The 14,586-nt window shown below is 25.9% G+C and carries 10 protein-coding genes; 5 read left to right on the top strand and 5 right to left on the bottom strand.

What is annotated here, in order from left to right:
• Positions 1–2: 2 nt before the first annotated feature.
• Positions 3–1,433 (bottom strand): PAS domain-containing protein, encoded by a 1,431-nt coding sequence (locus tag ACNI28_RS11005; protein WP_419764299.1) that lies wholly within the window; start codon positions 1,431–1,433, stop codon positions 3–5.
• Positions 1,434–1,611: 178 nt separating this feature from the next.
• Here ACNI28_RS11005 and ychF point away from each other — a divergent pair, with 178 nt between their 5' ends.
• The 5 genes from ychF (at position 1,612) to ACNI28_RS11030 (ending at position 10,269) form a co-directional block, all read left to right on the top strand.
• Positions 1,612–2,715, top strand: coding sequence for a redox-regulated ATPase YchF (gene ychF, locus ACNI28_RS11010; RefSeq protein ID WP_419764300.1), 1,104 nt, complete (start codon positions 1,612–1,614; stop codon positions 2,713–2,715).
• A 137-nt stretch (positions 2,716–2,852) separates the two neighbouring features.
• A complete protein-coding gene (locus ACNI28_RS11015; RefSeq protein WP_419764301.1) occupies positions 2,853–5,411 on the top strand; it encodes a chemotaxis protein CheW in 2,559 nt (852 codons plus the stop codon).
• Between the two features lie 128 nt (positions 5,412–5,539).
• Positions 5,540–7,474, top strand: coding sequence for a sensor histidine kinase (locus ACNI28_RS11020; RefSeq protein ID WP_419764302.1), 1,935 nt, complete (start codon positions 5,540–5,542; stop codon positions 7,472–7,474).
• A 98-nt stretch (positions 7,475–7,572) separates the two neighbouring features.
• The gene (locus ACNI28_RS11025; protein ID WP_419764303.1) at positions 7,573–9,513 is read left to right on the top strand and encodes a sensor histidine kinase; all 1,941 of its coding nucleotides are present in this window, start codon (positions 7,573–7,575) and stop codon (positions 9,511–9,513) included.
• 117 nt (positions 9,514–9,630) lie between these two features.
• Complete coding sequence (locus ACNI28_RS11030) at positions 9,631–10,269, top strand: OmpA family protein (protein ID WP_419764304.1); 639 nt, start codon at positions 9,631–9,633, stop codon at positions 10,267–10,269.
• A gap of 57 nt (positions 10,270–10,326) precedes the next feature.
• On the opposite strand, the gene ACNI28_RS11035 is transcribed toward ACNI28_RS11030, so the two are convergent.
• The 4 genes from ACNI28_RS11035 to ACNI28_RS11050 form a co-directional block, all read right to left on the bottom strand.
• Positions 10,327–10,713, bottom strand: a complete 387-nt coding sequence (locus ACNI28_RS11035; RefSeq protein WP_419764305.1) for a response regulator — start codon at positions 10,711–10,713, stop codon at positions 10,327–10,329.
• A gap of 17 nt (positions 10,714–10,730) precedes the next feature.
• Positions 10,731–11,192 (bottom strand): chemotaxis protein CheX, encoded by a 462-nt coding sequence (locus ACNI28_RS11040; RefSeq protein WP_419764306.1) that lies wholly within the window; start codon positions 11,190–11,192, stop codon positions 10,731–10,733.
• Complete coding sequence (locus ACNI28_RS11045) at positions 11,192–13,855, bottom strand: ATP-binding protein (RefSeq protein ID WP_419764307.1); 2,664 nt, start codon at positions 13,853–13,855, stop codon at positions 11,192–11,194. Before ACNI28_RS11045 ends, ACNI28_RS11040 begins: the two co-directional genes overlap by 1 nt.
• A 62-nt stretch (positions 13,856–13,917) precedes the next feature.
• Positions 13,918–14,559 carry a YkgJ family cysteine cluster protein gene (locus tag ACNI28_RS11050; protein ID WP_419764308.1) on the bottom strand — a complete coding sequence of 214 codons (642 nt, stop codon included), beginning with the start codon at positions 14,557–14,559 and terminating at the stop codon, positions 13,918–13,920.
• Between the last annotated feature and the right edge of the window lie 27 nt (positions 14,560–14,586).

The raw sequence follows: 14,586 nt of genomic DNA on the forward strand, positions 1-14,586 counted from the left end.
CCTTAAAATATTCTTCTTAATTCTCTTAATATCTTTTGTTCTTTGGTAACGTCTTTTTGGATGCCTAAGTAATAAATTATTGTACCATTTTTTTCATCATATATTGGAGAAATCGATAGCTCAACATACTTTAGTTTATTGCTTTTAGTATAGTTTCTTAAAATAACAGTTACACTTTCATTATTGCTAAGTGCATTTTTTAATATTGTTATACCTTTTTGCTCCAAGTCTTCATTTCTTAAAAAACCTGGATTTTTACCTAAAACTTCTTCTTGTGTATATTCAAAGAGTTCGGTAAAAGAGTTATTTACATATAATATATTTACTTTATCATCTGTAAGTATCATACTTGTAGAAGCTTGAGAAAGTATTAATTCAGGGTCAATATTTTTTGATAAAAAGCTACTAGCACTTTTATACTCTTGATTACTATATTTTACTTTATCTTCTAGTTTAGATTTATAGTGAACGTAAAAGATTTCATTAATTTTTTTAAATACTACAAAGATAACAATAGCAATAAATATCATTAATGAGGCAAAAATAAAAACTCTTAGTTTAAGCTGGTCATTTTGAAATCTTTTGAAATATTCTTCTTTTAGTTTTGAGACTATGATTACATTGTTTTTTATTGTTGTATCAAATCTATTTGAAATATAGTTTTTACCAATATGTTCTTTTTTACTTAGAATTTTTCTAAAATTATCAGGAAAATAAGTGTTTATTCTATTACTAAATATTTTATTTCCTTTATCAAATGGCAAAATTACTTTTCCGTTTGAATCACAAATCATGACATTGAAAAGAGTAGAATCAAAAAATAGATTAACTTCTAGATTTACTATTAGTTCTCCTACAAACTTATCATTTTGTAAAATTGGTAAAATTATTCTAAGAGTTGGTCTAAAAGGATATTCAACTTGCTTATTTTCAATATTTAAATCAAGGTTTGAAATATAAATATCTTTCATTTTCTTTGATTCTTGGAAATAGTCTCTATTTGATTTATCTTGAAGATTGCTTTTAGTTATGCTTGTTGGGTTTATGGATAGTTTATTTCTATCTACTCTTAGTTGTTCTTTTCCATGATTATCTACAAATCTCAATTGCATAAAATAAACATTTGTTTGAGATATAGTTAAAAATAGAGTTTTTAGTTCTTGCAAACTGTTATTTGCAAGAGCTTCTTTAAAAACTTTTAAATTACTTATGTATTTTAGTGTATTTTCTGTGTCATATATTAATTTGTTTAATTCATTTTCTTTTTTTATTATATTTTTGCCAAAATTATTTAATATCTGTTTTTTGAATTCATTTTCCAAAAAATATTTTTCAATTACTATGAATGCTACAAATATAAGTAAAGTAGAAATTATCAATGTCTTTAATATTGATTTTCTATATTTAAAATCAATTTCATCATTATTTTTCATAACAAATTTTAACTAAAAGCTACTAAATTAAACAATAAAATCGAAGTTATTATGTAAAAAAATTATAAGTATTAATAAACCTCTTTAATAAATAAAACCTCTTTAGCTACTTCTTTGCCATTATCGTTTATAATGCGGTTAAAATAAAAAAACAAATATTTAATATAAAAGGTTAATAATGGGATTAGGTGTAGGAATAGTAGGACTTCCAAATGTAGGTAAATCAACGACTTTTAATGCTTTGACAAAAGCACAAAATGCAGAGGCTCAAAATTATCCATTTTGTACTATTGAACCAAACAAAGCAATAGTTCCCGTACCTGATAAAAGACTTGATGCTTTAGCAAAAATAGTTATTCCTGATAAGATTCAACACTCAACAATTGATTTTGTAGATATTGCTGGACTTGTAAGAGGAGCTTCAAAGGGTGAAGGTTTAGGAAATCAGTTCTTATCAAACATTAGAGAAGTTGAAGTGATTTTACATATGGTAAGATGTTTTGAAGATGGAAATATTACTCACGTAGAAGGTGATGTAAATCCTCTAAGAGATATTGAGATTATTGAAACAGAGCTTATTTATGCAGATATTTCTCAGTTAGAGAAAAAAATAGATAGACTTAAAAAACAAGCAAAGTTTGATAAAGTAGCAGCAGCTTCACTAGTTGTTGCAGAGGAATTATTTAAACACTTAGAAGAGTTAAATCCTGTTAAGACTTTTGAAAAACTTGATGACGAGGTTTTTATTGCACTTGATAAAGAACTTAGATTTTTATCAAATAAAGATGTGATTTATGGAGCAAATGTTGATGAAGACTCTTTAGCTGATGGTGGAAACAAATTTGTTGATACATTAAAAGAACATGCAAGTAGTGTAAATGCAGATGTAATAGTTCTTTGTGCAAAGATTGAAGAAGAGCTAGTTGGACTTGAAGATGATGAAGCACAAGAGTTTTTAACTGACTTAGGTGTAGAAGAATCTGGTTTGGAACAAATTATTCATAAAGCTTTTGATAAACTTGGACTTCAATCATATTTTACAGCAGGTAAAATAGAAGTAAGAGCTTGGACAATAAAAAAGAATACAAAAGCACCACAAGCAGCTGCTGTTATACATAATGACTTTGAAAAAGGGTTTATCAAAGCAGAAGTTATTGCTTATGAAGATTTTGTAGCTTTAGGTGGTGAAGCTAAGTGTAAAGAGGCTGGAAAGCTTAAGCTTGAAGGTAAAGATTATGTGGTGCAAGATGGTGATGTTATGCACTTTAGATTCAATGTTTAACCTTAAAAAAACAATAACCCTATAATAAAATAACTCAAAAAATAATTTTACAGTTTTGTATAGTTTTTATACAAAACTGTAAAAAAATCTCCTACAAAAATATGTATAATTTTACCATAATATAAAAAAGGTAAAAGATGAATAATCAATTAATAAATTATAAAGGTATTGAAGTAAAATCGGACTTACTACAATATTTTAAGCACATGCTTTTAGTAGATGAATACAGAGAAGAATTAGTATCATTATCAAAAAGCTGGGATAATTTGTCATTGCTTAGCCATTTTGGTAATAGTAGTGCAAACATAAATGAGACTAAAAATAACTTTTCAAAATTAACTTCAAAACTATTAAATCACTTATCAAATGAACTATTAGAAAAGACAATTAGACAAATGAAGTTTAAATCACAAATCTCAATTGATATAGTAATAAGAAACTTATTTGAAAGAACTGCTGATATTGGATTTTTATCAACAGATAATGATATTAGAGAGTTTATAGAAAACAATAAAAATAGATATGACCATGATTTTGCAAATAATGTAAAAATATTAAGAAATAGGTTTTTAGAATATACACAAAAGTATAGTGTTTATTATGATATTGTATTAATGGATACAAAAGGAAAAGTACTAGTTCAACTAGATAAAAATCAAAAAATAGATAAATCAGATGACGATATTATAAACTTATCATTAAGCAGCAATGACTATGTAGAGTCTTTTAAATATCATGACTTTATTCCAGAAAGAAAAAAGAGTTTGGTATATGCTTCAAAGGTTACAAAAACAAATGACCCTAACTCAGAAGCTATAGGGGTATTGTGTTTATGCTTTAGATTTCAAGATGAGATGAAAGGTATTTTTAACAACCTAAAAGATAACAAAAATAAAGAGTGTCTAACTATTTTGGATAAGGATGGTATTGTTATTGCTAGTAGTGATAAATATCATGTAAATTTAGGAACAGTTTTGGAGTTTAATCCAAATAATAAGTTCTCACTTGTTTCCCATGCAGGAAGAGACTACTTAGCTAAGACTTGTAAAACAACAGGATACCAAGGGTATTTTGGTCAAGAGTGGTATGGACATATAATGGTTCCTTTAGAGTATGCTTTTGTAGGTGAAGATGATAATTTAAATATTAGCCAAGAGGTTTTATTGGCAATCTTACAAGAGGGAGAAGGCTTTAGTGATGAGTTAAAAAAGATTCCACTAGAAGCAAATAATATTCAAGTAAATCTAAATAGACTTGTTTGGAATGGAAATATTAGTAAAGGTGAACATGATCAAAGTGAGATGACAAGAACTTTCTCAAGAGCTTTATTAAATGAGATAAGTTCAACAGGTGAAAAAACTAAAAGAATTTTTGATTTATCAATAGCTAATCTAACTAAAACAATTATTTTAAACAATGCTACTTATGTAGCTTCATTGATGGTAGATATCATGGATAGAAACTTGTATGAAAGAGCAAATGATTGTAGATGGTGGGCATTGACTCAAGATTTTATGGATGTATTAACATCAAGTAATGTTGATAAAACTCACAATCCAAAATTAACTGAGATATTAAAATATATAAATAATCTTTATACTGTTTATACAAACCTTTTTATTTATGATACAAATGGAATTATCTTAGCCGTTTCAAATGAAAATGAGAAGCACCTTATTGGAATGCAATTAAATGATAACACAGTAGAAAAAACTATGGAGATAAAAGATAGCAATGACTACTTTGTATCAAAATTTAAAAAGACAAAGTTTTATAGTGATGATTTTACATATAATTATTATGCTTCAATTAAATCAAATGAAAAGGTTGTGGGTGGTATTGGAGTTGTTTTTGATTCAAGAGTTGAATTTAAAGCTATGCTTGAAGAGTCAATCCCAAACTTTAAATCAAGTGAAGATGAAAAAAGATTTGGGGTATTTACAGATAAAAATGGACTGATAATCTCATCTACAAATGATGATTTGAAAGTAGGAACAGTTTTAGATATAGATTCAAAGCACTTCAATATGGTAAATGGAGAAACTCATAGTGAAATCATAGTTTACAATGGAAACTATTATGCTATTGGGATAAAGTGTTCTCAAGGTTATAGGGAATACAAAGTAAGTGATAACTACTCTAATGATGTTTTTGCAATATTTTTCTCATATATAAGTTCTGCCAATTTAAAGATATCTCATACAAAAGAGATATTTAAAGAAGTAAGTGGAACTAAAGTAGAGAATACACAAGAAATAGGTACTTTTTATATTGGTGGAAAGTGGCTAGGTGTAGAGATAGAAAAAGTTATTGAAGTAGTTTGTGTGGATAAATTAGATTTATCTCCAACCTTAGATAATGACCACTATTTTAAAGGTACACTAATTTATGACAACAATGCAGTTGGTGTTATTGATATCAGAAGTTTTTTAGGTGAAAGTGTTGATAGAGAGTATAAAGAAGTAGTTATTATAAAACATTTTGATAAAAATAGTGAAAATTATATTGGAGTATTAGTTAATGAACTAGGTGATATTCCAGAAGTTCCAAGGCAAAGAATTAAAAAAATTGACGATTATTTATTGGGTAATTGTACTTTAGTAAATAAAGTTGTAGTTCCAAGTGAAGATGACAAAGAAGCTAAATTATTATCAATACTAGATATAGCAATGCTAAAAGATAATTTAGTTGAATAAAAAGGAGAAATATTATTTTCTCCTTTAAATATTTTTATTGTACAAAATTGAATAATAAAATAAGTATAACTATCATATAATGACCAAATAAGAGACTAGTCTCTATATATTAAGCTTTTGGTTATACTATGAATTATAAAAATGAACAAACTATCTTAAAAATTATTAAACTTACTCCTCCTATATTTATTATTTCTATGTCGATTTTTTTGATTATTTTTTTATATTTTGAATATAAAACAACATACTTTCAAGAAAAACAGTTAATAGAAAAAGAGTTTATAAAACATAATAAAGAAATGGTTAAGAGTAATGTTAACACTGTCTATAACACTATTTTAGAAATGCAAAAAAACACTGAATTTGAATTGAAAAGATCTATCAAAGAAAGAGTATATGAAGCAAAAAAAATAGCAACAAGAATTTATAATGAAAACAAAGATAGTAAAGATAAAAAAACTATTACGAAGATGATAAAAGACGCTTTGGTTGATATTAGGTTTAATGATGGAAGAGGTTATTATTATATTTATTCTATGGATTATGAGTGTATTTTATTTCCTTTAAATAGAGAGATTGAGAGTAAAAACTTTTATAACTTTAAAGATGGAAAAGGAAAGTATTTAACTAGAGAGATAATTACTCAATTAAAACAGACAAACGAAGGTTTTATGAGCTGGCATTTTTATAAGCCAAGTGATAAAAACAATAGTTATAGAAAAATAGGATTTAATATATACTTTGAACCTCTTGATTGGTTTATTGGCACTGGAGAATACTTAGATGAGTTTGAAGAGAGTATTAAAAAAAGAGCACTTTCATATATCAAAACTTTGAAGTACTTAAATAACAACTATATTTTTGTAGTAGATTATGATGGTACATATTTAAATCATATAAGAAAAGAAATTATTGGTACAAATGGTATAAATCCAAGTGGCACCCCTGATGTAAAAAATAGCGTTGATGTTGTTTCAAAAGCAATAAATATCGCAAAAAAACAAGGTGAAGGTTATTTGAGTTATATACAAAATAGTAAACCAACTACAGGAGAACCCACTATAAAAACAAGTTTTATAAAAGGTGTCCAAAATTGGGAATGGTTTATTGGACAAGGCTTTTATGAAGATGATTATGAAACAGCCCTAGAAGAGAAAAGGCTTATATTAGAAGAGAAGTTTAAATTATATGTTAAAAATATTTTTATCATAAGTATTTTATTGATGGTAATTTTATTATTTGTCTCAAAGTATGTTTCAAGGGTTTTGCAAAAAAAGTTTGCTGACTATAAGAATGAAATAGAAGAGTTTGTAAAAGAGAATAATCATCAACGAGACATATTAGCACACCAAAGTAAAATGAGTGCAATGGGAGAGATGATAGGCAATATTGCCCACCAATGGAGACAACCACTATCGGTTATAACAACAGCAGCAAGTGGTGTAAAGTTAAATAAAGAACTAGGTGTTTCCACTGATGCAGATATTGATAGTTCTATGGATGCAATTGTAGAGCAATCAATGTATTTATCTCACATAATAGAAGACTTTAAAGACTTCCTAAAAGATAACAAAGAAAAGACTTGTTTTAAAGTGGAAAGAGTTGTTGATAGAGCTATTAATCTTGCATATGGGCAGTTTGAAAATAGTGAAATAAAAATTATTAAAGATATTGAAGAAATAGAGATGCAAAGTGCTGAAAATCAGTTTGTACAAGCATTGATAAATATTTTTAAAAATTCAAGGGATGAGTTTGAAAAGATAAATGAAAAAGATAAGATTTTAATAATTTGTGCAAAAATAAAAAACAGTGAGATATATTTTACAATACAAGATAATGCAGGAGGAATTCCTGAAGATATACTTCCAAGAATATTTGAACCATACTTTACAACTAAACATCAATACCAAGGAACAGGTATGGGACTTTTTATGTCTGAAGAGATATTTACAAAAGCAATGAATGGAAAAATCTCAGTATCCAATGAAATATTTGAATACGAAGGTAAAGAGTATAAAGGGGCTAAGTTTAAAATTATATTGCCATTAGAAGATAAAATTTAAAACTATGGATTGACATGGATTAAGGCTATTTAATTTTTCTAAGATATAATATAATATAATAAATTATATTATAAAAGATAAAATGGAACTGGATAAATATGAAAATTATAGAGACTGAAAAAAGTATATTAACTATTATAAAATATGGTGCTATTGTTGGGATTTTAATTGTATCTTTTATATTAACTTACTTTTTTATTCAGCAGAAAAATGAGGATCTAAAAAAAGATATTAAATCTATTAAAACCACTTATTTAGAAGAGAATAAAAGAATAGTTCAAAATGAAGTTATGAGAGTTTATGACTATATAAAATTTAATGTTAATAATTCAGAAAAAAGATTAAAAGAGTCTTTAAAAGAAAAAGTTTATGAAGCTCATAATTTAGCTAATAATATTTATTTTGACAATATTAAAGATAAAGAAGACCATACAAAAAAAGAAGTTTTTAATTACATAAAGACTGCATTATCTGGTATATCACATAATAAAGATAAAAAGTATTTTTTTATGTATGGAGTTGATGAAGTTAAATTAATGCCATATATAAAAGAGTTTGAGGGTACAAAGTTATCAGAACTTGAAGATATAACAGGTTACAAATTTAGTCAAAAAATTATTGAAACTATAAAAAACAAAACGGAAACTTTTGATAGATATTATTGGTTTAAGCCAAGCCAAAATACTCCTTCTGAAAAGTTCTCTTTTTATAAATACTTTGAACCTTATAATGTAATAATTGGTACTGGTGAATATGTAGAAGATTTTGAAGAAGAACTAAAAGAAAAAGTTTTAGCATGGATTAGAAAAATTAGATTTTCTAATGGTAATTATATATTTATTTATGACCTAAAAGGGAATACCTTAGCTCATAAAAAGAAAGAAAATATAGGGAAAAATAGACTTGAACTTCAAGATAGTCAAGGTAATTATCTAGTAAAAGATTTATTAGCTTTTACTATAAAGAATAAAGAAGGTTTTTACAACTATGAATCTTCGTATAAAATAAATAATAGTATGAAATCAACTCAGAAAATATCATATTTAAAACTATTAGATAGATGGGATTGGATGATTGGTGGTGGATTTTATTTAGATTCATTAAATAATAAAATAAAACAAAAAGAAGAAGAGTTAAGAGAAAGTAATAATAATATTATAAATTCAATATTAATCATAAGTTTTATTAGTACTCTTTTTTTAATAGTGATTTCCTTTTATGTTTCTAGAATAATTGCTTTAAGATTTGAAGAGTATAAAAAAGAGATAAAAAAAGATAGTGATATTATTATTGAAAAAGAAAGACTTCTTGTTCAGCAATCAAAAATGGCATTAATGGGTGAAATGATAGGTAATATTGCCCACCAATGGAAACAACCATTAAGTTTAATTAGTATGTCAAATGCATTAATTCAAATTGGCAGAACAAACACATTGACAGTTGAAGAAAAAGAGATAGATGAAGCAGTTGAAAATATTGATAACTCAGTTCATCATTTATCTCAAACAATTGATGACTTTAGAAACTTTTTTAGACCAAGTAAAGAGAAAAGCTTTTTTCATATTAAAAATGTATTAAATAAAACATTTAGACTAATAGAATCTCAATTTAAAAATAACCTAATAATTTTGCATGATGAGGCAGAAGATATAGAAGCTTATGGATATGAAAATGAACTTTTACAAGTAATAATTAATATTTTAAAAAATGCTAGAGATGAATTTGTAGAACAGAATTCAAAAGCAAAAAGACTTCTATTTATAACTACTGAAAAGAATGATAATCAACTAATAATAAAAATAAAAGATAATGCAGGTGGAATACCAGCAGATTATCTAGAAAAAATATTTGAAGCATACTTTACAACAAAATCAGATAATGATGGAACAGGTATAGGATTATACATGAGTAAACAGATTATTGTTGGTATGGATGGTGAGTTAAAAGTTTCAAATATAGAGTATGAGTTTGACGGAGAAAAATACATTGGTGCGGAGTTTATTATAAAAATTCCATGTAAGCCTTCTGAAAAAATATAGTTAATAATTTATATAAAAGTTTCAGAAAATAAGAGTTTGTATTTTATATAATTTGACATATCTTTTAGAATTTGTGATAATAGGAAGTATAAATTTCATAATATGAAAGGATATAAAATGAAAAAGATATTAACGAGTTTAATAGTTGTTGGATTTTTAATAACAAATGCCTCATCAGATGAATGTATAGAAAAAGAAAATAGAATAGCATTTGGAGTACTTGGAATTTTGCAAGGAGCCTTTATAGGTGGTCCTATTGGTGCATTTTGGGGATTAGGTACTGTCATTTATGCAGACAGATATCAAAATGACTGTATGGAAGATAAAATAAAGATGGTTTCACCAGAACCTAAAAAAGAAAAAACAATTGAAAGTGAAAATGTTGATAAGAAACTTGATAAACTACAAAATGATAAATCAATGGAAAATGATAATAAAAACTTTGAAGAAGTAGAAAGTTTTGTTAATTTTGCATTTGATTCATATGTTATTAAAAAAGTTAATAAAGATGTTAAATCATTAGGTTTTTCAAATAGTAATAGTGTAATTATAGAAGGACATACTGATTCTGTGGGTACAGATGAGTATAACTTTGCTTTAGGATTAAAAAGAGCAAAAGCAGTAAAAGACTATTTTCTAAATAATAGTTTAATAGAACAAAGTAAATTATCAGTTGTATCATATGGAGAAACGGCACCTATTTCTAAAAACGATGCAAAAAATAGAAGAGTTGACTTAAAACTTTTGAATAAATAGTATTATTTAAGAATAGAGAAAAATCTCTATTCTTTTTGAAGTTTTGAGAATAAAGATTTATTTAGCTAATTGTTTGTTTAGAGTTTTTTCAAATACCTCTTCTAATTTTTTTACTTGAATTGGTTTTAACAAATAGTTAGAAGCACCATTTTGGATTGCTGTAATAACTTTTTCTTCTTCTCCATGTGACGTAATCATAATAATTTTAGCGTCTGGGAATTCACCTTTTATAGCTTTTACAGCTTCAATACCATCAGAAATATTATTAGTATCTGGCATTGTTATATCCATTGTTACAATATCAGGTTCATGTTTTCTATACATTTCTATTGCTTCATATCCATTTTCTGCTTCTGCAATTACTTCATGTCCTCTGCTTTTTAGGATATTTCCAATATTTATTCTCATTATTCTTGCATCATCTACTACTAAAACTTTTGCCATTAATCTATCCCCTTTATTTATATAAAATAGCTCAAAATAATCTCTTCTTCTTCATATTTAAGTTTTGAAAAAAAGATTCTTCCATTTTTCTTTTTTGTGATTGTAACTTTATTGTGTAAAGTATGTGGCGTTGATATGTTGATATTTTTGACCTCTTCTTCATCTAAAATATTACCAAGTATTATGTTTAAAGTCTCGGAAACATTTTCACTTGCTAGTTCATCTAAACTAGACTGGTCAATTTCTCCAAATATAAATTTTTTAACCATCTTTTTTGCAAATTTACTTGATACACTAAGTCCAATTGTACCAGCTTTTTCTCCACTTAATGAAATCAAACTTGTAATGTCCTTGTAGTTCATCAAATCAACTTCTTTTATTACAAAGTCATTTGTTATTTTAGACATATTCAAGTCATTCCTAATATATCTAATCATGCGATTAGAGAGTTTTTCTAAAATATTTTGATAAAACTCCATTACAGTTCCTTAAAAGGTATTTTAAAAATAAACTTTATTCCTTGACCAATATTATTTTCCAAATTTATACTTCCATCAAGTTTTTTAAGCTCTTCCAATATTGATGCCAAACCAACACCTCTTCCTGAAATATTACTTATTGTGTCAGATGTAGTAAATCTATCTTCAAAGATAATCATACTTATCTCTTTATTGTTCATTTTATTAAGTTCTCCAATTGTGTATATCTCTTTATCAATTGCAGCTTGTTTTACTTTTTGGATATCTATACCTTTACCATCATCTTCAATAGTAATAGATAAGTTTTTATTTTTTAGTTCAACTTTACAAGATATTTTCCCATATTCATTTTTTTCTTTTTCACATCGTTCTTCTAATGTCTCAATTCCATGATCAACACTATTCCTAAAAATATGCACAAGTGAATTTAAAAATGGTTTAAAACTATCAGGTACAAAAATCTTTTCACATATAATATTTAAGGGTTCAATACATTTTTCAAGGTCAAAGGCTAATTGTTCAACAAGTTTTTCATAAGGTTTTAAGAAAATAGATATGTCATGGTATCTTAACTTTTTAATATCTTCAAAAATTTCATTTAAATCTCTATTTTCTTTTATATATAATTTTAGTTTATTTTCTATTTCAATAATTCTTTTTTTATCGATAAGTATTGAATTTTTATTTTCAAAATAGTCTTCACCTAAGATATCTTTTAATATATTTAAATCTTCCTCAAGCCATTTTATCATACTCTCTTTTGAAATATTTGAGATGTTTTTATTTATGCTGTTATTTTGAATACTTTCATCTATTGCAGATTCAAAGTCATGTAGTTTTTCTACTATATGAAACATCTCTTTTTGAGCAAATAGTCCTTTAAATGTATGAATATCATTTCTTAATGAAGATAGTGTTTCCAAAGAGTTGAAATTGTTTATTTTGGAAACAAAATCTTCATAGTCATTTTTTATTTCAAAAAATTGTTCTGATGAACGAACAGTCTCTACTATCATTTTTAAAATTTGTTCTTCTTCTTTAACTTGTCTTGCAAGTTCTTTTTCAGCGGTAATATCTGTAAGAATCAACATATAATTTGAGTTATCTAATATTTTATATTCGGCACTAATATTTCTATTATTTATTAAGAATTCTTTTTGAAGGAGTGATATTAAAATTTCTTGTTTCATCTCATCTTCATTTAAAATATTTTGTAAAGTATTTTTTAAAAAGTTTTGTTTATCAATATCTTCATATAATAATTTAGTGATATTTAAAGTCTTAATCTCTTGTTGAAAAATATTTTTTGCTTCTATTGAATATTTATCAGCGATTATCATATTTTTATCAAAAGATAAAAATCCTTGTCCTGCATTGTTAAGAAGGTTTTGAATATCTTGTGTTCTTTCTTGAACCTTTATTTCTAGCACACGTTGGTTTTCTTCGATAGATTTAGACATATTTACTAAAGATTCTGATAGGCTATTTATCTCTATCATAAATGATTTTACATTTACTACATCTTTGAACTTCCCCTCAGCTATTTTTTTATTTTCTACTTCTAGTTTAAGGATTGGTTTTACTATTAGTCGTGTTGCAAAAAATACAATTGGCAAAATAAATAAAATAATTATTAAAAGTGTAAATCCTAATGTGTCATATATTTTTTTCATATAAGGTTTCATAATAGTTTTTAAAGGAGAAAAAATAGTTATATATTCATTGTGATCAAATTTTGTTTGAAGTTTTACAACATATTTAATATATTTTTGTTTATTTATATATGTAGTAGTAATTTTACCTAAGTTTGAGATAGTTTCGTTTTTTATAAAAGTATTTTCGTATTTATCCTTGATATTTTTTATATCTTTTTTTTCATCTGTATCATATTGTCCTATTATTGTTCCATCTTCAGTAAATATATATGCACCACTTCCTAATACAAGTTTTTGTTCACTCAAAAGCTTTTCAAGACTTGATAAAGATATATCTAGACCAATTACTACTTGAGATTTATTATTTACTGACTTTGCATAAGTTACACCAGGTTCTTGTAAGGAAGTAAATATGTATGGAGTTGTTTTAATAGTATTAGAACTATTTTTTGCTTGAATATACCAAGGTCTTTGAGTTGGTCTATAATTTACTTCTTTACTAGATTGGTTTATTTGAATTAAATTTTTATCTAGTAATTCTTCATACCTTATAATTTTGCCATTTTCATTAATATGTTTTCTTATGAGCCATCTAGCTTTTGTTGGTGCTTTTAAAATCTCTTTAATATTATTTGATACTTCCAAGTTAATTACTTGAAAAAAGCTGTCATCTTTAAACCCAATATATATGCCATAAGTATAATTAGAGCTTTTTATATACTCTGTAATAACTTTTAAAAAATCATGTCTAACATTTTTTGTAGGGAGCTTTTCAATACCTTCACTATTTTTTAGAAAAGTAATAAAATTATCACTTGAAATATCAAATTGTTCAATTTTATTTATTACTTTTTCAGAAATGTTGTCAAAGCTTTTTTGTGTAGTCAGATGTACAAATTCTGTACTAGATTGATGTTGTATATATAGTATTGTTGTAATAATCAAGAATATTACAATACTAAAGATTGTTAAAATAGATGTTTTTATTTTTATAGAAAAATTACTCATTAGTTACCTTTAAGTTATCAGAACTAGTATACTACATTTATTTTATTTAATTTATATTAGGTTTACTTTTCCAATCTTTTTAAAATAGCTGGAATAAACTCCACTTGAGCATCATCTTTATCTTTGTTTTCTGATGTTAAAACAAGTGCTGTATTTGCTAATTGATAGATTCGATGTTGGGTTTGTTGTTGTGGAATAGTTTCGCCACTTTGAATTGAGCGTTCACAAAGTGAAGCATCTGGTGAAGTAAACCATCGACATGACAATGGTCTTTGTTCATAAATTTTACAACAGTTATCTTCATCTAGAAAAGGACAAGTGGCTCTAAAAAAGGGAGCCTGTCTATCTTCAATATTTTTATGAAATGCTACTATTAAACTTTTAATCTCATCATCTGAATAGCTTGCTTCAATATGACTTGCAATATATTCAATTGTTTGAGGTGAACAATGTATAGGAAAAGAACAACAGTGTGAACACTTCGTTTTGCAGGCAATAACTGTTTTATTAGGAAATGATAAACTAAATGCTTCAAGAATTTCATCTAACTCCTTATGTACTATATCCATCTGCTCACAACTATTTTTTGTCTTAGATAGTTTTTCATAAAGTTGAATACCAAAGTTATCAAAAAGTTTATCATACTCCATACCAACTTGTTGCATTTGCTGAGCAACTTTTTCTACTTCTGTTTTGATTGACATTTTATTACCTTTTATATAATTTTTAGT

Source organism: Arcobacter denitrificans (SeqCode) (assembly GCF_048571185.1).
Taxonomy (GTDB): Bacteria; Campylobacterota; Campylobacteria; order Campylobacterales; family Arcobacteraceae; genus Arcobacter; species Arcobacter denitrificans.